Annotated in this window: 13 protein-coding genes; 3 read left to right on the top strand and 10 right to left on the bottom strand. The window is 42.3% G+C overall.

Annotated features, from left to right (window positions below):
- Nucleotides 1-13: 13 nt before the first annotated feature.
- The 7 genes from F824_RS0108435 to F824_RS0108405 form a co-directional block, all read right to left on the bottom strand.
- A complete protein-coding gene (locus F824_RS0108435) occupies nt 14-1,915 on the bottom strand; it encodes a family 43 glycosylhydrolase (protein ID WP_026333583.1) in 1,902 nt (633 codons plus the stop codon).
- A complete protein-coding gene (locus F824_RS0108430; RefSeq protein ID WP_236613147.1) occupies nt 1,915-2,976 on the bottom strand; it encodes a glycoside hydrolase family 88 protein in 1,062 nt (353 codons plus the stop codon). Before F824_RS0108430 ends, F824_RS0108435 begins: the two co-directional genes overlap by 1 nt.
- A gap of 177 nt (nt 2,977-3,153) precedes the next feature.
- Complete coding sequence (locus tag F824_RS0108425; RefSeq protein WP_236613146.1) at nt 3,154-4,377, bottom strand: BNR repeat-containing protein; 1,224 nt, start codon at nt 4,375-4,377, stop codon at nt 3,154-3,156.
- Nucleotides 4,378-4,447: 70 nt separating this feature from the next.
- A complete protein-coding gene (locus F824_RS0108420) occupies nt 4,448-5,656 on the bottom strand; it encodes a DUF2264 domain-containing protein (RefSeq protein ID WP_019597437.1) in 1,209 nt (402 codons plus the stop codon).
- Entirely contained in the window at nt 5,653-6,591 is a 939-nt protein-coding gene (locus F824_RS0108415) for a glycoside hydrolase family 16 protein (protein ID WP_019597436.1), read from the bottom strand. The genes F824_RS0108420 and F824_RS0108415 overlap by 4 nt, the downstream gene beginning before the upstream one ends.
- Nucleotides 6,592-7,089: 498 nt before the next feature.
- A complete protein-coding gene (locus F824_RS0108410; RefSeq protein WP_019597435.1) occupies nt 7,090-8,763 on the bottom strand; it encodes a RagB/SusD family nutrient uptake outer membrane protein in 1,674 nt (557 codons plus the stop codon).
- Nucleotides 8,764-8,775: 12 nt separating this feature from the next.
- Nucleotides 8,776-11,745, bottom strand: a complete 2,970-nt coding sequence (locus tag F824_RS0108405) for a SusC/RagA family TonB-linked outer membrane protein (RefSeq protein WP_139189738.1) — start codon at nt 11,743-11,745, stop codon at nt 8,776-8,778.
- A 323-nt stretch (nt 11,746-12,068) separates the two neighbouring features.
- On the opposite strand from F824_RS0108405, the gene F824_RS0108400 reads away from it, so the two are divergent.
- The 3 genes from F824_RS0108400 (at nt 12,069) to F824_RS0108390 (ending at nt 15,603) form a co-directional block, all read left to right on the top strand.
- Nucleotides 12,069-13,226, top strand: coding sequence for a hypothetical protein (locus F824_RS0108400; protein ID WP_033405238.1), 1,158 nt, complete (start codon nt 12,069-12,071; stop codon nt 13,224-13,226).
- Nucleotides 13,227-13,663: 437 nt separating this feature from the next.
- Entirely contained in the window at nt 13,664-14,716 is a 1,053-nt protein-coding gene (locus F824_RS0108395) for a ThuA domain-containing protein (protein WP_019597431.1), read from the top strand.
- Between the two features lie 35 nt (nt 14,717-14,751).
- Nucleotides 14,752-15,603: a sugar phosphate isomerase/epimerase family protein gene (locus F824_RS0108390; protein ID WP_019597430.1), complete on the top strand. Its 852-nt coding sequence runs from the start codon at nt 14,752-14,754 to the stop codon at nt 15,601-15,603.
- Between the two features lie 151 nt (nt 15,604-15,754).
- Here the strand turns inward: F824_RS0108390 and F824_RS0108385 are convergent, their stop codons facing one another.
- The 3 genes from F824_RS0108385 to F824_RS0108375 form a co-directional block, all read right to left on the bottom strand.
- Nucleotides 15,755-16,561, bottom strand: coding sequence for an alpha/beta fold hydrolase (locus F824_RS0108385; RefSeq protein WP_019597429.1), 807 nt, complete (start codon nt 16,559-16,561; stop codon nt 15,755-15,757).
- 6 nt (nt 16,562-16,567) lie between these two features.
- Entirely contained in the window at nt 16,568-17,392 is an 825-nt protein-coding gene (locus F824_RS0108380) for a sugar phosphate isomerase/epimerase family protein (protein ID WP_236613185.1), read from the bottom strand.
- Between the two features lie 81 nt (nt 17,393-17,473).
- Nucleotides 17,474-20,581, bottom strand: coding sequence for a PVC-type heme-binding CxxCH protein (locus tag F824_RS0108375; protein WP_236613186.1), 3,108 nt, complete (start codon nt 20,579-20,581; stop codon nt 17,474-17,476).
- Nucleotides 20,582-20,605: the final 24 nt, after the last annotated feature.

The following is a 20,605-nucleotide window of genomic DNA, read 5'->3' as shown; positions in this document are numbered from 1 at the left end:
AATGCTTGAGAGCTTACCGGAGGGTTATCCCATCGAGTGTAGGCTCGATTTTCAGGATATAGCCATTTTCATCAAATTCCATTTTATCAATACAAATTTCCCTATGGAATCCAGCTGAAGAACCCATTCTGATACCTTCAGGTCTCTTGAATCGGTGATATACGATCATCCAGTCATCGGTATCTCTGACATTGATTACTGAATTGTGGCCAGTACCATATATTCCCAATATTGGATTTTTACTCAGAATCAGGTTGTTTTTCGGAATTTCCAATGGTCCAATCGGAGAATCAGAGATAGCATATCTCACCCTGTAATTTTCAGACCTTGTATCATCCTCTGACCAAAGGAAGTAGTACTTTCCTTTTCTAAAGAAAACTTCCACACCTTCCCTAAAAGTATTGTCAGGAGTCATGATTTTTATCTGCTTTTTGTCAAAACTCTTCAAATCATCATTTAAAGGAACTACAGCCAAGTAGCCATTCCCCCAGTAAAGATAAGTTTTATCAGACTTTGGATCCTTGAAGATATCAGGATCGATCTCTTGTCCACCTCCAGCACCTTCTGGCCTGAAGTCAATCAAAGGTTTGCCCGAATCCTTAAATGGCCCTGATGGACTATCAGAAGTTGCCAAACCGATTTTTTGGCTTGCGGTGAAGTAATAGAAATATTCGTATCCATCTTCTCTCTTGACTTCAAGCATTGCAGGCGCCCAAGCATGCTTATCACTCCAAGACACATCCTTCTGAAGATCCAAAATCACCGCTTCCTCTTTCCAATCCCTGAGATTTTCTGAGGAAAATGTCTTAAAGTAAGTTCCTGACCAACCATCAAAGCCATCACTTGTAGGATAAAGGAAGTATTTCTGTTCTTTATCCGAATAGATAATTTCAGGATCAGCATAGTAGCCTTTCAATACTGGATTGCCTGATACAACCTCATCTGCATAGCCAAAGTCATTGATCAATCTCTCTTTTTCTTCCAAAGAAATCGGAAGAACAGAACCATGTCTAGGGTGAAAGTCCATGCTAATTTGCTCATCAATGATGCTGAAATCCTCCAAGTCGGTACTCTTCGTAAACTGGTAGGAACCATTCATATAAACATCATACATCAAGATGTAATCATCAGAATCGTTCAATTTGAAAATACCGGATCCCTCAACCGCCTCTGTGGTCTGCTGGAGGTATTTATCATGTATTTCATATCCTTGTGTCAATTGGTCAGAAACCGCCTTTTTGAGTCCATTACCATGACCTTCGGTTTTGAAGAATAAGTGGTATTTTCCTTCATGAAAAATGATATCCCCATCTATACAAGATTTTCCATCTGGATGGAAAAATAGTTGCTGAGGCTCGGATTCCAAAGCTGTAAAATCCTTATTGGCATAGGCATAATAGATAATATCTTCCTCGCCTTCAAACTGCATTGACCAGTAAACCATGTATTTTCCGGCTTTGGAATCAAAAATAGTTTGTGGTGCCCAAACTCTGCGTACTTCACTGAATTTTTCAGGAAAAACAGTGGGAATATGAATATTGCTGTGGGTCCAATTGACCAAGTCATCTGATTTTAACAAGATCATACTTTCATTTGTCCAGCCGTCGTTTGGGACATATAAGTCTGTGAGCGCCATGTAAAAACTTTTACCATCATCCGATCTAAGAATATGTGGATCGCGCACTCCCCCCTGCTTGCTGATGACATCATTGTCTAGAATCGGCAGGTAATTATTCAAGGCCCGAAAATTGAAACCATCATCACTGATCGCATAATGGACAGATTCCTGACCTGCACCATTCCCGATAAAATATGAGAATAAATAAGCTTCAGTTTTAATGGGTTTAGAGCAGGAGTTCAGAGACAATAGACATATGCAAAGTATGTCGAAAAGAAAGTTCTTGTGGGATTTCATTAGATAGACTTTACGTGATTTTTATATCTTTTGATTGCTTCCAAAAAATAATAATCCCCATAGGTCAGGGGTGTATCTACTTCTGTGTTTTCAGGAATATGACCTACTCCATGATTCAGGATAAATCCACCATTTGTCTTCGGATCGGCCAAATAAGGTGCAGAAACGAGTGATTCAAGCATGATTTCTGCATTATGGAAATACTTTTTTGAAGCACTTTTATCAACATAAGTTGCCAATTCAAACAGCGCAGAGGCTATGATTGCACCCGCCGAAGAATCTCTCAAAGCATCTGGTATATTTGGCGCATCGAAATCCCAATATGGGATTTTGTCTTCTGGAAGGTTTGGATGGTCTAGGATCAAATTCGCTATGTTATTCGCTAAATCGAGGTATTTCTCGTCTTTGGTAAACCTGTACATCACAATATATCCGTACAATCCCCATGCTTGTCCCCTTGCCCAAGCGGATTCATCTGCATAGCCCTGGGCGGTATGCTTTTTATTTACCCCCCCTGTTTTTGGGTTATAGTTGACCACATGATAGGTGCTATAATCCTCTCGGAAGTGGTTCTTGATCGTATTGTCAGCATGTTTGATGGCGATGTCTCTGTACGTCGGATCACCCGTCTCTTGAGATGCCCAAAAAAGCAACTCCAAATTCATCATGTTGTCAATGATCACTAGGTAATCTCCCTCTTTTGAATCCCAAGACTTGATCACGCCTACTTTTTCATCGAATCTTGAACTGAGTGACTTCGCACTTTGGATCAAAACATCCTTGTAACTTTCATCAGGAGCTATTTCCAAAGCATTCCCAAAACTGCAAAACATCATGAAGCCCAGATCGTGGGTTGTGGTATTGAATTTTTCTTTCTCAAGCACTTTCATGATTCTATTGGCTTCCACCAAAAGTTCCACATCCTTGTTTTGCTCATACATGTAGAGGAGTGATCCCGGATAAAAACCGCTGCACCACCAGCCTGAATTGGAAGTTTCAAGTTTGTCTTGATCAGCATGATATGTCTTTGGAAACCTATTTTCAGGTAGGGTTTCCATCATAAATTTATATTGATTCGAAGCTTGGTAAATTACTTCATCCAATTTGGAATTTAAATCTTTATCCTGGATTGCCACGCTTTTTCTTTCAACTTGACAATTCGAAAAAATTATCGATGAAAGTAAGATAAACAATGTGAAAAGCCTTTTCATTTTTTAACCTTTAGTATATGAATAATATTAATTGAGTTCGATAACTTGAACAGGACTTGATTTCCCATCTGCTATTCCCTCTCCATCTATTTGCGCTACATTTTGCAAAAATAAGTGGAGTGATTTTGAGGATTTCCAAAGTGAGATATCATAAGTCGGCTCCCATTGACCGACAGGAAGCTCGGTCAAATCCCTAATGTCCCATCCTAATTTGGTTTGATATACCAAAGAGACCTTATTGTCTCTTTCCTCATCTCTATAAATGATATAAATCTGTTCTTGATGATCCACAAGAATCTGAGGTCTGGAAATTGGAATTCTTTTCGTACCTCCACCTCCCAAAGAGAAAGCTTGTGTTCTATTGTTAGGGCTTACTTTTTCCCATTTTCCATCCTTCAAAAAAACAACCTGTAGCTGCGGAACCCCATTTTCAGCCCAATAAGTAACGATATAAGGATTCCCCTTCCTATCTGCCGACATGCCGGTCTGATTGATCAGGCTACTGTTTTGGGGTATTTTCCATGCGTATTCTGCCGAAGATGCGGTAATCGGTAGTATGTATTTTTCACCAGTTGACTTTTCCCATGTCATTCCCTGATCTCTGGATACTGCATAACTCATGTCATGGTTCGTCGAAACATCCCAGGATTCTCTCCAGACCCAGCTTAGATGAATGTTTCCAAGATCATCGATATAGGATTGCCAATAGGCATTTCTTTGATCTTCTCCATCGATGAGATTTGAATGGATTTGAAGCCAGGATTTAGACTTTAAATCATATTTATTGATCAAAAGATTTCCTCTTCCTGATGCTCCTGATCTGTACATAAAAATCAGATTTCCATCGGGTAATCTGTGAAATTCAGGATAAGTGACTTTTGATTCCTGAAGTCCTGTCATGTATTCTTTATCTCCCAATTCAAGACTTAACGGCTCTTTGCTTTTGGCATATCGCAATTCATTGTCATGGTGATCCCAAGAAACATGCAAATACCCTTGCCCATCCAGCGCAATGCTGATGGAATTGTGTGCATCCTTGACATTGCCCATGTATGCTGTCTTTTTAAGCTCCCAAATTTCCGAGGACAGATTTCTTTTACCAAGAACAACAAATCCCTCCTGATCATAGAAAGCGATAAATTGATTCTTACCATCAGAGTCCAAAGAATTTCTTCTGAAAATGACTGTATTGATAGAATTATTCGCCCAACCCTCACCGACCAAAGTCGCAGTGATCGGTGCTTTCTCCAACTTTTGAGCCTGACAGGAACAGACAATCAGAATAAATAGTAAATATGATATTTGAATCCTTTGAATCATCTCAAATTGCTTTGTCAATCACTCCTTTTTTCCCACCCCAGATTTTCTGTTGTGTCCATTCTTCCCTTGGCTTTGCCCAAAAGTCAGCTGACGCAGGCAATCCAAGAACCAGGAATACTTCTGCACATAAATAAAGGCTACCGGTAGAAATGTAAGGCTCTGCCAATTCGGGTTGGTTGCCGTTGAACCCAAGTTTCAGCCATCCATTTTGATCGAACATGGACTCAGACGCCATGTGTTTGTCCACAATTGCGAGTAAGGCAGCACGGACCTGTGGTGGAGCAATTTCTTGAGGCAATTCTTCCCAAAGTGCTATTTGGGCAAGTGCCTGAAAAGCACCAAAGCGATAGGCCATAGATCTTCCAATCACGGGATAGGTGCCTTCTGGAGAAATCAATCTTTCTTGAATCGCTGCATATCTTCTTGCCCTTTTTAAAAAAATTTCAAATTCTGCTTTATTTCCGCTACCTGCTTCCAAGAGTGCTTTTGTGACATCCAATATCATCGGCTGGATGACAAAGCTGTTGTAATAGTCAAAGTGAAAGTCAGGACCATCTCCATAAACTCCATCCCCGAGATACCACTCTTTGTGCTTGTTGAGGGCATAGGAAATTCTGACATAATCCCCATCACCGTCAAACTTGATCAGTGCTGCCTCAACCATGGCTGTAAAAAGCAACCAATTGCTGTAATAAGGATTGATGGTTCTTGTGGATTTCAATGCTGTGATTGTATTCTTCTTGGTTTGGGCATCCAGCCGATCCCAAAGCTGGGTCGGTGCTCTCAACAATCCCTGAGCTAAAAATGCTGCATCCACAAGCGGCTGTCCCCCTTCTGTGAAATTCATATAATCCTTGGCATTAGGGTCTGTTGCATTTCTGAGAGATTGGTGAACCAAAAGGATATATTTCTCTCTCAACTCACCTTCTTCCGAGTCATCCGGACCGAGCTCCAACCAAGGTGCCATTCCAGAAATCAATCGACCAAAAGCCTCCAAGTGAGTGACTTTATCCCGATCACCATATGCATTTGGAGCAATTTCGATAGGCATATTTTCCTTTAACTTGTCCTGACTTAAATTGACCAAAACTGGATCAGCGATTTTTGTCAGATAGGAAATAAAAGCTTTCCTATCCTCCAAATCTTCTGCTTGGGCTGTGCCTAAGCTCCAAAGGATTAATAAAATGCTGAGTAGTTTAATATTTTTCATTGCGTGATTATTATTTGTTGGAATACCCTTGCGTAGTCCACTTCATAGGTTTTGGGAAACAATGTGTTACTTGGATCTCCACCATTTGAGCCAATAGCAAGATTGAGAAGTAAGTAATGGGGCTGATGGAAAGGGTTGAAACCATCTGGGTTGATGGTTTTGGAAAGGTCTATTTCATTCAATAACTCCCCATCCAGATAGAGTAGAATCCTGCCCTCATTCCAATCCATAGTCCAAACGTGAAATTCGTTTGGCCAATTGCTGTTTTTTTCAATAAACCCCTCAATCTTAAATTTAGCTTCATCCCACATGACAGAAGGTTGGGTTCCTTTCCATGCCGCATTTGCCAAGATAAAGGCGTTATCATTTCTGCGGTAGAATTCCATGACATCAATTTCACCATTGGAAGGCCAAGGTTTTGAAACGCCAAGTGTCCATATGGCAGGCCACATACCCATCGCAGTATCAATTTTTGCCCTGACCTCGACGATTCCATACTGAAACTCCATTTTTCCCCGCGTATTGATACTTGAGGATGTGTATTGGGAGAATTCAGAATTTCTTCTCCAATCTTGGCTATTGGGATCGAATTTTTGGTTTGTTGCTTTTTCCCTTCTGCCTTCTATAATCAAAAGCCCCTGTTGGACAGCGGCGTTGTCTTCTTGGTAGTACTGGAGCTCATTGTTCCTGACAAAACCTATTTCATATGACCAATTACTAGAATCAGGTTTGTTCCCATTGTCGAATTCATCAGACCAGATAAGTGTATACACTTTATTATCTTCCGCTGAAAACAAAGTCGGAACAGGGTTCTGTGCATATGCACTGCCAGGAGTCCAAACAATGAGATAGAAGGAACAAACCCAAACAAGTGAGGTGAGTGAAAAATTGCCATTCATGGTTCCTATCCTTAAATTATTGATGTTTTCGAGCATTTGCTATATTTTATTAAACCCGTTTAATGCATTATCAATTCTTTTCCGGCCTGAAATTGCTTATTAATCAGTCGGTTGTTTACTGTTTTAGACTACAACATATTGGACTTTACATTATCATCCAAATAGTCTGATTTTCTTATAGTTACAGCCATATTGGGAAGCCTATTGCATATTCCATCTAACTTAATCAAGTTAGATGCATTCCGTTACTTTTTCGATGTCTTAGAATTCGGGTTAAAGGGTAAATATGCAATTACCAGACAAAGCCCGGTAATTGCGATAGCTACAATAAACCCTAAAAATATTTAATATGATTATCCGTTTTTCTGCCAGTTACTTGATTTTCTCTCAATATCGGACTTGAAGACCGAAAACGGAAGAAATCATAAATTCTGAATTTTTCGGGTTTTTCAACTGGCCCATTGGTCTAGTGGAAAAGTAGTGGATATACATACCATTTAATATTAACATTCAAGAATATGTGAGTCCCTGGATTTAATACCCTTCATTTTGCTTCAGTTCGGCATCTTTGTTCAAATCAATCTCAGACTGAGGGATAGGGAATTTCATGTGAAAATCCTGCAAACCACCTGTCGTTTCAATTTCACCATTCGCCAAAGGACTCGTCCCGTTCAATCTTCTGGCTCTTTCCACAAGAGTCCCCGTCCTGACGAGCGTCATTCTTCTGTTTTCTTCGGCCAAGAGTTCTCTCGCTCTTTCATCCAGGATAAAATCCAGGTTCACTTGTCCCGCGTTCACCAGAGGTGCATTTGCCCTTTCTCTCAACACATTGATGTCAGAAGCTGCGCCTGCCAGGTCTCCCTGAAGCATCCTAGCTTCTGCCCTTAACAAGTAAGTCTCGCCCAATCGCATCAACATGAAATCTTTCCACATACCATAGCCAAAAACATCTCTGTTATCAAATTGACCCCACTTCATAGAATAGGGAGCCATTCTCCAAATAGTATCTGCGGGAAAAATTTTAATGACATTTCCATTAGTAAGGGTAAATTCTGAATTTTTACCATAAGGTACCTCTTGTCCTCTTATGTTATCGTAAGCACTTCCCCTATTATTAAAATACAATTTCCTTTTGATGTTAAACTCTGAGTTTCTCATGTCAAGCTCATCGTACAACCCATATAAAACCCAATTATTAAGTCTGACCCTTGCGATACCTCTTCCGCCAAGAGAATCTGCTGGCTCCATTCCTGGAATATCGTAATATCCACCTACCCATAATCTTCTTTGCTGTGGGTTTCCAGAACCACCACCTGCAATATCTGCTGGGTTTTCCATTTCCAAAACCCAGATAGCCTCTGTATTCCCTTGGTTCCTCCGTTGATTTCCTCTGATAAACATATCAGAAAAAGGATCTCCTGGGCTATTTGCATTTACACCATATCTCTGATTGACAAGAGAATACCTTCCATTGCCAATGATTGAGGAGGCTTGTTCTTCTGCCTCCGCTGGTTTTCCTAGTCTTAGGTAAACCTCTGCAAACAGTTGGTGTGCCATCATTTTATTGATTCTACTTTCATGACGGGCAGATCCTGCATTAGGAAGAAATTCCGTTGCAAAAATCAAATCCTGCTCGATAACTGCATTTATTTCATTGATCGGGATGCGAACAAAATCCGTTTTGGGTGCTGTCAACGGTTCAGTCAAAAGAGGGACGTCTCCATAAAGTGTTGCAAGCATGTTGTATGCATATGCTCTGAAAAACCGTGCTTCTGCATTGAATGCGCTGATTTCTTCGGCATTCATTCCAGTAGGATTGTTGTTTTCAGCACTATTGATTAAAATGTTGGCATTATTGATCAGAATGTACAATGAACTCCAGGTTTTTCTAGCCGCTGGGTCCAAGGAGTTCATTTGAGAATAGCTGAAAAATGATCTTGAATCTCCGTTTGACCTACCTGATGGTGCCCACAAAATATCTGTTCCCACATGCCATATCCCTATCAAGGTTTGATCTTGATCCGTATTGAGCATGGAAACAAAATGTCTATGCAAGCCAATGGCTGCAGCATCAAAGCCCAATCGATCATTCAATGATTCCGGAGCATATCTGTCCAGGACTTTCTCATCTAAGAAAGATTCGTCGCAAGCTGTATTGGTAATTACCAAAACACAAAGGATTCCTATATATATGATTAATTTTTTCATTTTCTTTCTGATTTAAAGTGTTAGGTTAAGACCAAAGGAAACTGTGCGGACCAAGGGGTAATTATTGGTCCAATTCCCAGATCCTCTTGGATCATAATTCATCTCAGGATCCCATCCAACCCATTTTGTAAAAGTGTGCAAGTTTCGGCCTGCCATGTAAAGTGTCAATCCTTCAATATTGTATTTTGACAGAAATGGTTTAGGCACGACATAACTCACCCTTACATCTTTGATTCTCAAAAAGCTAAAATCTTCCGTAAACTGATATCCTCTGTAATTTCTGAAAGCTGCAAGACCAGGCCAGTAATTGTCCTGGTTCTCGGGAGTCCAGTAACCGACCTCTTGAGGAATGTTTCTCCTCCCTGCCTCATCCGCATAGGACAAGTCTCTATTGCTTTTTAAGCCGCCCTTCACTGCTTGAAGGAATATACTCAAATGGAAGTTTTTGTATTTGAAATTATTGGTCAATCCTCCTATCCATTTTGGATCTCTTTGACCCAATATCATTCTATCTTCTGCATTGATGATTCCATCTCCATTCTGGTCCCTATATTTGAGATCCCCAGGCCTCGCTACAGGGTCATGATTGGCTACTTCTTCCCCAACTTGCCAAATGCCAATTTTTTCATAATCAAAAACCACCCTTAGCGGTTGACCTATGAACCAACCGTTTCCAATATCATCACGACCATCCCCGTAAAGCTCCAAAATTTCATTTCTGTACCTGGAATAATTCAATGATGTTTCCCAGGAAAAATTATCTTTGGCGATGTTTACGGTGTTTAAGGTAAATTCAAACCCTAGGTTTTGCATCTTCCCTAAGTTTGTCAAAACATTGGAATAGCCAGTGACATTGGGGAGGTTTCTTCGCAATAAGATGTCATTTGTCACAGTTTTGTAAGCTTCGACAGACCCTCTTATTCTATTTTCAACAACTCCAAAATCCAAAGCCAAGTTGGTCGAAGTGGTGGTTTCCCAATTTAGATTAGCATTCCCTAAATTGTTATAAAGTACCCCTACTAAGGGTGTCCCGTTGAACGGCTGTAGAAATGTATTGGCCGTTGTCGCAGTTTGATTCACCCCAATGGCTTGATTTCCTGCTTGTCCGTGAGACAACCTAAGTTTTAACTCACCTACTGAACTGGCATTTGCCATGAAGTTTTCGTTGTGAATATTCCATCCCAAGGCAATGGATGGGAAAAGACCATATTTGCTTGTGTTTGCTCCAAAAGCTGAATATCCATCTCTTCGGGCAGTTACTGTCAATAAATATTTACTCATGTAGGAATAATTCACCCTTGCCATTTGAGACAATAAGGTGTAGCTGTTTCCTGCCGATCCGGTTTGTTGTGTCGATCCTGCACCCATATTGTTGAAAGACAGCGCATCATTTGTAAAAATCCTTGATTGTCCACTTGTGAAAAAATAATCAACTTTTTGTGCACTGTATAAACCTGTAAAATCAAGTCTATGCTCGCCAATCTCTTTGGTATAAGACAAAATATTTTCCAAAACCCAATTGGTTACTTCTGTATTGGAAACATTGGCCGTGCCGTTTAAATCATTGAATTGGCGGCCTGTATACTGGGCTGTTCTGTCGATATTGTAAGTATAGTTACCATTGAGCCTATAGGTCAATCCTGGAAGAAAACTTGGGGTGATGTCCACATAAGCACCACCTGACAAGGTTTTCCTTCTGTCTTCTCTGTCCACCGTAAGCCCTAACATCGGATTTAAGAAAAGCTGCTCGGGTGCCATAGGGAAAATCTGATATTCTCCATCATCATTCGTAGGTCTTGAATAAGGACTCATGGCAGTCGCCAAAAGCAGGTTTACCCTTCCACCATCTTGATTTCTATCCGTAAAGAATGCGCTGGTACCCACTTTGATTAAATCATTGATCTTTGCATCTATATTTGTTCTGAAAGAAGCTCTCCCAAACTGATATCCTTTGACCACGCCCTCTTGGGCAACCTTAGAGCCAGAGACAAAGTATTGAACATTCTCTGTCCCACCCGAGATACTCAAATTGTGCTCGGTGATTCTTCCTGTTTGTGAAGCTTCATTTAACCAATCGGTGGTGATTCCATTGTTGAAATTTTCAACTTCCGCAGCATTGGGGAGAATGTTCGTCATGGAAAGATTGTTGGCCACTAAAAAATCTGAATATTTTTGAACATATCGATCTGGGCCCATAGGTGTTAGCAGATTGCCAATCCCCTCAAATCCAGTATAGGCATTGTAGTTAATTCTAGGTTTTCCAGATGTAGATGAACCTCTCTTTGTAGTGATAAGGATGACCCCGTTGGCACCTCTTGTGCCATATATCGCAACCGCGGATGCATCTTTTAGAATCTCGATTGATTCAACATCATTGGGACTGATGTCATTGATACTTCCAAAAAATGGGGATCCATCTACGACCAAGAATGGGCTTGTGTTGGCATTGATTGAATTGACTCCTCTGATCTGTAAGCCTCCCGTACTTCCAGGAACAGATGAACCTTGAGTAACTGTCAAACCAGCCGTAGTTCCCTGAATGGCTTGGGTAATGTCCGTCACCGGAAGATTTGACAATCTATCTTTTGGGACCGATGCCACAGAACCGGTAATGTCCGATCGCTTCTGCGTACCATACCCAATGACCACGACTTCATCTAGCTGGCTGATATCCTCCTCCAACAAGACCTCTATGAAGCTTTTGTTATTGATGCTTATTTCCTGTTGGGCGAATCCAATAAATGAAACAGTGATGAGTGAAGCGCTGGAATTAACACTGATTTTGAATTTTCCATCCACATCCGTTACGGTTCCATTTGTGGTGGCTTTTTCTAAGATCGTCACCCCTGGTATGGGTAAGCCATTTGAGGCTTCTTTTACAACTCCTTCGATTGTGATTGATTGATTTTGAGCATCAGCAGAATTTGCCAACATCAAAAAACAAACCATAAGGACAGTTATCCTTCGTATTAGTTTATTCATAATTAAATTGGGTTGATGTTAATTGATTTGAGTGTATTGATACTTATTGAAATTCTGAGTTCGAATTATTGTGGTGATTATTCTTTTTCACAGACTTTAACCTTATCACATTATAGTTTTTGTAATCAGAGAAACATTCAAAATTAAATTGCTTCAATCTGCATTTCTACCGACTTTGAATGCTGTAATGATTGTAATTAAAAATTAAAAATCTAAATTTAACGTACTTTTAACGGTATCTTTAACGGTTAAAAGATGACTTGAATCAATTTAAATGGCATTTTTCTAAGCACCATGACACCGATACCCAAATCCTAAAACCGATGGACCAATCAAAAAAACTAGAAGCATTGCGGCATTTGCTTGAGCATAAGTTGTTCTCAAGATCGCCTTCTACGAGCATGTTATTGAAATATCTTGTCGAAGCATCTTTAGAAAAGAAAGACTTGAAAGAAAATACAATTTCCATGGAGTTGTATGGAAAGGATTATGCAGATGAAAAAAGTGCAGCCCACATGCGGGTAAATATCTATCATCTCAGAAAAAAAATAGAAAAGTATTACAGCACCGATGGAGAAAACGATGAAATCAAATTGGAAATCAAAAAAGGTCAGTACCAAGTTGAATTCATCGAGAGATCAAATGACCCTCAGTTGATCATCCAAAGAAGAAGAAGAAAAAAGAGGTATTTCGTCTTGGCCGCTTCCATACTTTTGGCAATTTCCCTCGTTTCTCTCTCGATTTATCAAAAAAAAATCCCCGTTTGGCAACCCTTTTTTAGCAACAATAAACCTACCACTTTATTTATCGGAGATTTTTTTGGGATAATGGGAACTACAGTCACAGGGAATACTGGCTGGAATAGAGATTATGATATCAACAACCTTCAAGACTACTATAACTACCTGGAAAGAAATCCAGACAAAAAAGAGCAAATGTCCCCGGCAAACTATCCTTATGTCACAGGATTAGCGGCCATTGGAACGATGAATATCTCTAGGATTTTCCATTTCAACGGCAATGACTTCGATATTCGTTTTACCTCTCAAACGTCCATAAAAGACATTTCCTCTGTGAACTCCATCTATATCGGTCCGGTAAAGAACAAAAATATTTTTCTCGCCCTTTTCAATGACAGTAACTCAAAATTCAAAATTGACCAATACACCATCTCCTACAAAGATGCCGCTGCCGAAAGAGATACTTTGATCAATTTGAGTATTGAAGATGGTACAAAATATGAACATGCCGTCGTTTCGAGAATGAAAGGGCCCAACGGCACAGAGCAGTTTATGTTTTTCTCCGATCATGATATTGGGGTAAAAGCTACCACAGAAAAATTTACGGATATCAAGTGGATAGAAGAAGTGTTTTTCAAAATGACTGAAGAAAACATTGAGTATTTCACCGCGGTATTTTTGGTGAGAGGTCAAGAAAGGACAAGCCTTGAACTTGAACTGCTGTTATGGGAAAAGTTGTGAAAAGTGACTTTATTTGTCTGAAAAATAATTCTGCAATAAATTAAGAATACCGGAAAATCGAATCCAGACCTAATTGTAGACACATCTTCCTAATTGCTCTACCAGGGGAGATAAGGCCCAAATTTTCTAATAGTTTTGAGAATTCAGAGTGTCAAAAGTGTTTCATTCGTCTATTTTTTGGTGATTATGAAAAAGTCGAACAGGGTTGATTCATCTCATAACCTTTTCTATTCCATTTATTTGAGGTGATTTCTCCTATAAGGTTCAATGATAAACTTTTAAAAAGTTGTATTCTTTTTTTTAGCTTTTCCCCACCCCATTATTCCACAAAAAGCTTGATTAGCGATATTTTAAAAGAATCATTCCCATGCATATAAAAAATGTTTAAGATTCGCGATATTTTGTCCTTATTGATTCCGATACTAAAAAAATGAACCATGACAACACGTTTTTTTCAATCCATCACCTTTCAACCCAATTCGAGCATCCGGTTTTTGATGGCCTTTGCGATGGCGATCTTTTTTACCTTGGCCTGTCAGGCACAAAAAGATGTACAATGGCTTCAGTTTGAAGGCAAAGAAGGTCCAGGAAAAGGGAAACACATCGTCTTGATCAGCGGGGACGACGAATACCGCTCCGAGGAATCCATGCCAATGCTTGGCAAATTGCTCGCCCAGCACTATGGCTTCAAATGTACCGTCCTATTCCCCATCGACCCAGAAACGGGGGATGTCGTTCCCTCCTACCAAAACAATATTCCAGGACTTGAGCATTTGGCAACTGCGGATCTGATGATCTTGCTGACCCGGTTCAGGGAATTGGATGACAAGCAAACCCAATATTTTGAAGACTATCTTAAGGCCAGCAAACCGATCATCGGCATGCGGACGTCCACCCATGCTTTCCATTATTCCAAAAACAAAACAAGTCCTTTTGCCAAGTACGGTTTTGAAAGCAAGGTAAAGGATTGGACCGGAGGTTTTGGCCAGAAAATCCTTGGCGAGACATGGGTTGCCCATCACGGTGACCATGGCAAGGAAGGAACCAGGGCCTTGATCGATGGCCCAGCACAACTCGCGGATCACCCCATCTTGAGGGGTGTGAAAGACATTTGGGTAGCTTCCGATGTGTACACAGTGAAAAACCTCATTCCGGAAGCAAAGGTCTTAGTCTACGGACAACCCACCAAAGGGATGACCGCCGACACGCCTTTAAACTGGGAAAAAGCCGTGATGCCCATTGCCTGGACCAAGGAGTATCAAATAGAAGGTGGCCAAAAAGGAAAGGTTTTCACCACCACCATGGGCGCATCTGTTGACCTGGAAAGTGCCGATTTGAGGAGATTAATTGTCAACGCCACTTTTTGGAGCCTTGACATGCCGGATAAAATCACGGAGGACATGAATGTCTCCATTGTGGGAAATTATCATCCCACTCCATTCGGTTTTGGGACATTCCGGAAAGGGATGAGGGTTTCTGATTTCAAGTGATTTAGCAAACAAATTTGTCCTTACAAATCAACATCATGAATAAAATTGGATTTAATGTATTGGCTTGGTCCGCAGACATGTCGGATGACCTCATCCCCATTCTTGACAGACTGAAAACCATTGGATACGACGGCGTGGAGTTCTTTGTGGGTTCTCCCGATAAGGCCGCCTACAGCAGAATTGGCGCCTACGCAAAGCAGATTGGCTTGGAGGTCACGGCTGTATTTGTACTGGGCCCAGACGAAAACCCAATAAGCCCCGATGCCCACAACAGGCAAAAAAGCCTCGAAAAAATCAAGTGGACCATTGACAGGGCACATGACTTGGGTGCAAAAGTAATCTGTGGACCTTATCATTCCGCTTTTGCGACGTTTACTAAAGCGGCTCCACAGGAAATTGAATATGAGCGCAGTGCCGAGATCTTACGCCAAGCCGGAGAATACGCAGCCCAAGCCGGGATTTTGCTCACTCCGGAGGCACTGAACCGGTTTGAATGCTACCTCTGCAATACGATGGAGCAACTCGCTTATTTGATCAAAAAAGTGGATCATCCCAACGTGAAAGCCATGTTTGATACCCACCATGCCAATATGGAGGAGAAAAAATTCCGGGATTCCATCCACAAAATCGCGCCGATTCTGGGCCATTTCCACATCAGTGAAAATGACCGGGGCACACCTGGATCCGGACATGTCCCCTGGGATGAAACATTTGCAGCATTGGCCGAGATCCATTACAAAGGCTGGCTCACCATCGAAGGTTTCACCCGAAACGATCCCGGCTTTGCCAATTCGATCGGAGTCTGGAGGGAATTTTCCGAACCTTGGGACATGGCCGAAAGTGGCTACACTTTCATCCGGGAAATGGGTGAAAAGCATGGACTCTGAGAGCCGTGATTTTTGTGAAGTGTTGAGGAAATAGGAGTTGACGTCAGAATTGCAAGCTTAGTGTGCGGAGAATAACCCTTTTATTCTCCGCATATTTGTGGTGAATAAACCATTCAATTTCCTTTGATTCGGCGCTGATTCCCAATCGGCTTTACTTCTGATTTAAAAGCCAATCCCGCACCCTTACATTAAAATCCTCCAGATTTTCCCAATGAAAAGCATGGCCGCTTTTCTCATAAAGATGCAATAATGAATTGGGAATGGCTTCCGCCACCTCATGGGTCATCCAGACGGGGGTAAAAGCATCTTCTTCCCCTCCCAAAACAAAAGTAGGACAACTGATCCCTGACAATGCATCCAAAACCGAATGATGGATACAGGCAGCAGCCTGTCCTTCCAAACCGATCAAGGGTTGTGGATTGGGATCCAGAGCGGCATTTTTCCGGTCTTCCAACAGACCTTCGTACACTTCCTCATCATCCCAGGAGCGTTTTGAAAAGATCAACAGTTGGATATAAATGCTGAATTCCTCCGGAACGAGCCTGGCCTTACAGTCCACCATGTGTTGAAATATTGCCTTCGCGGTATTGTCACAGCGTGCCCAGGGACACATCAAAACCATTGCGCTTATTCTTTCGGGAAAATGGATGGCCAATTGCTGGGCGATGATACTGCCCATGGATACGCCCACAACCTTGGCAGAGGAAATCCCCAAATGGTCCAACACGCCAATACAATCCTTCGCCATCTGCAAGGAAGTGTAGGGGCCGGGTCGCTTGTCGGATTTGCCCACACCCCTATTGTCGATCAAAATGCACCTGAAGTGTTTTTCCCAATGGGCAACATGCTTTTCCCAAACCTCACCGGCCGCGGTGATTCCCATGATTAGCAAAAGGGGCTCACCTGAACCTCTTTCTTCAAAATAAATATCAATTCCGTTGGCGTTTATGGTTGACATGGTTTCTTATTTTAATCCGGGAACCAAAGTTTTCTGGATCCATTGTCCATCATGGAGCGTGACAAAATCAGGATCTTCCAAAGCTTCCTTTCCTTCATCTTCACAGATAATCCAACCCTTGTAATGGATATCCTTAAGCCATTGGGTGATTCCCAAAAGATCAACTCTTCCATTTCCCATTAGGGCAAATTCCGGATTTCCATCCCAATCTTTGTAATGGACATGGTTGATTAGGGATTGATATTCTTTCATTTTCCCGAGGGGATCCATGCCGCCATTGATGATGTGTCCAACATCCGGACACCATCCCGTGGCCGAAGTATCCAAAGCGTCCAAAATCACCTGATAATCCTCCTCTGTTCGCGTTATGGAACTGTGCGGAGAATTTGGGTGAAAACTACTGATCACGCCATGATCCGCAGCTCTTCTGGAAACTATATTCACGATATCCGTCAGGTTTTTTCTCCTTTGGACAAGGTCATGACGGCCTGTTGGTATCTGAACGGTACAGAGCACTGAACCCGGAAACTTTTTGAGCAATTCAATGGCATTGTCAGCTACTTTCCGCTCTTCGTCTGTCTCCTCTTTGCCGTTCCAGTCCAATGCCAAAGCGACCGCTGCCAGTTCTATTCCCTGTTCCTTGAGTTTTTCCTCCAACAAGACCGGATCACTCAATTTTCCCATCCAAGAAAAAATAGGTTGGATTCCCGTAAATCCGGCCTTGGCAATGATTTCAATCATATGCCCCAACTGATCTTTGTAGGTTTCCCCATTGTTGTTCATGTACCAGGTATAAACTTCAGCTCCGAATTTGAAGGGTAATTGTTGCATCTTATTTTCCATTTAATTTCAAAAATGATTCAAACCGCTTTCCCATTTGGGGCACACGTGTAACCAATAATACATTTATTTTCAATTCTCCATCGGATGTACTTTCAGCAATTCCGCAGGGGAATAAAAACCGGTTTTCCCGGCTTCGGCAGCCCTGACAGCTTTCACCTGTTCAGGTTTGATCGGAGAAGCCTGATTGCCAAATGAGTTTCGGACATAGGTCAAAACCGCTGCCACTTCATTGTCATTCAACATTCCCCCAAACGGCGTCATGGGCACTTGTCCGGGATAGTCCTTTCCGTTGACTTCTATCGGCCCGAGAAGTCCTTTCAAGGTCAACTTGATCAACCGTTCTTCACTTCCCAACACCCAATTGGTCCCCACGATCGGTGGAAATCCCGAGGCGGGGAGTCCTTTCCCATCTTCCTGGTGACAGGTACTGCAATATCCATCACGGGCATAAATCTCTTTTCCCATGTTGTAAAGTTCCAAATCGCTTCCAGTCAAACTTGACAGAATGTCTTCCTCTTTTTTCTGCTTCACAGAGATTCCATTGAGATGGGCCACAGCGGTTTCATGTGCGTGCACCATCCATTCATCCATCGGTTTTTTCTTGGCTTCCTCTAAAATCGGCAATCCTTTTTGTTTCTCCAGCCATGAGGCCGATACGATGGCTTCCAATCTCACCCTTCCGTGATCATCCCGAACGGCTTCCATCAGTAGATTTGGCTGATCGGCAACTTGGTGACCGGTATACCGCAATACTCTGACGGCAGCTGATCTTACACGGAAATCCTTCGCCTTTAAAAGCTGTTTAAGCAGGTCTTGATCTACCTTATTCAAGCCCCAACTCACCCACAAAGCTTCCAAAAGATGATGCTCATACTTGGGGTCGTTTTTATTCAAGCCAGCCTGGTAAGTTTTGATTGCCGTGAGAACATCATCGACATTTCTTCCCCTCAATTCCCTTCGGGTTCTGTATCTCGTTCTGAATTCGGGGAGCTTGAGGTTTTCCAAAAGCTCCTTGATGCTTGCCCCATCAATTTTGGCAGGTTCCACCAAAGGTCTGGACGGATACGTGATCCGATAAACCCTTCCATGGACGTGATCCCGCAGCGGATCCCTTGCATTGTGCTGCATGTGCCCGATCAGGACATTGTGCCAATCGATAAAATAAAGCGATCCATCCGGAGCAAATTCCATGTCCACCGGCCGGAAATTTCGGTCATCACCCACCACGATATCCAATCTGTGTTTGCTGGTATATCCCGTTCCATCATCGACCATGGTATGTTGTTTCATTCCCAAAAAACCAATGGTGTTGGCGATCAAAAGGTCTCCTTGAACTTCCTCTGGAAAATGTCGGCTGGACACAAACTCCAGTCCCGAAGTCGGTCTCACGCGGTGGGCATCTTCCACGAGATTCGTGGACTTATGTGTCGCTTCACCATAGCGAGGCAACACGGATCCGGGCATCATCCAGCGGACATCTGGTCCGGAAGTCTCCGCAAAGAAGTTTTGTCCATAATCGTCAAATGCGATTCCCCAGGGATTAGGGATGGAAAGCTGGGCGGTGCGTTCCAAGTGCCTTCTGGCGGGATTGTACCGATAGAAACCGCCGTTCGTTGCGCGAACCGGACCATAGGAAGTTTCAACATTGGTGTGCAAAAACACACCTTCGCCCATATAGATGGCACCGGAAGGATCCGCTACATAAGCACTGTGGGCATGGTGGGTATCGTGGTCATCAAATCCACTTAAAAGCGTTTCGATTTTGTCTGCCCGGTCATCTCCATCCGTGTCTGTATAGAGTTTAAGGTTGGTTCCCTGAGAAACATAAACGCCCTCCGGCGCTATTTCAAACCCGATTGGCAGATGTAATTTATCTGCAAAAACGATTTGTTTGTCCGCTTTGCCATCGCCATTGGTATCTTCCAAGATGATGATTTTGTCGTTAGGTTTTTGATCTCCAGGCTTGTAATGGGGGTAGCTTGGAATGGTGGCCACCCACAATCTGCCTTTGTTGTCAAAGGTCATTTGAACGGGATTGGCCAAATCCGGAAATTCTACTTCCGAGGCAAAAAGTTCGATTTTATATCCTTCTGGCACTTTTAACCTGTCTAAGGCATCTTGACCATAGAGGTACTTTAGACTGCCATTCTGATCGGGATTGTAATTGGTCTCTACTTTTGGCAATTCCCTGGTGGTTTTATCAGCAGCCACCAGATCCATTTTCTCTCCTTTTGAAGCCAACCAAATCGCCTCATCCCGGATGGCTGTCATCTGCCGTATTTTCTCCAATTCAGCAGGATAATTGTCCGGACCGAAAGGCGCATAGCGACGGCCAAAAACATGAACCCCATTTGGGATTTTATAGTCATTGTGCCACATCCAGTTTTTTTCCATGACCGCTTCATGGATGATTTCCCTGTTTGCACCGGCCTGTTCTTTTGATTTCCCAAAAACCTTATCGGCCAACAAAACCGCAAATTTTTTGTAGCCAGCCTCATTGAGCTGCGACCCATCGATGGTCAAGGGCTCTTTGCTGGATTCAAACCATTTTTTTGAGGGGGAAAAGGCATCCACAAAGAGCACTTTGTTTTTTTCGGCCACTTCCTTCATCGCATGGGTATATAAGGAAAGATTTTCATTTTCCTTTTTCCCATTGGGCAAATCCATAAAGGCCGATAAATCCTCAAAAGCGATCGGGGAAACAATGGCCAGTCGGGCTGCGGATTTGCCATTGTATTTTTGTGCCAAAGTATGCTTGATAAAAGCATCCAATTCCGCTTTATAATTTCCCAATCCTTGTTCACCTTGAAAGGATTCATTGAACCCGAAAAAAGCGATGATCACATCCGCCCCATGTCTGGCAAGCCATTCGTCGGGAGATTCGAAATGCCCTTCACTCCCTGAGTTTTTTGCCAGTTCGGTTTGGAACTCCTCCGCACCCGGAAATGCCCAAGGGGATTCCCTTCCTGAATGCGGTCTAAAACCCGGTGTATTTCCCCCATCACTCATGTTGCGGATATAGAGTAAACTATCGGGATAGCGTACATGCATTTCCGTTTCAAAAAGCCCATAATCCATCATTCTGGACCCAAGATTGTTCCCGATCAAAATAAGGTGATCACTTTTTTTGACCTCTAGCGAATCCGATGGGCTGCATTGAAAGGCACTGAAGGCCATGGCTACAATACCAATGGCTCTGCT

The sequence above is a fragment of the Rhodonellum psychrophilum GCM71 = DSM 17998 genome, assembly GCF_000381545.1.
GTDB lineage: Bacteria > Bacteroidota > Bacteroidia > Cytophagales > Cyclobacteriaceae > Rhodonellum > Rhodonellum psychrophilum.
This window is presented reverse-complemented; position numbering and strand designations above follow the sequence as displayed.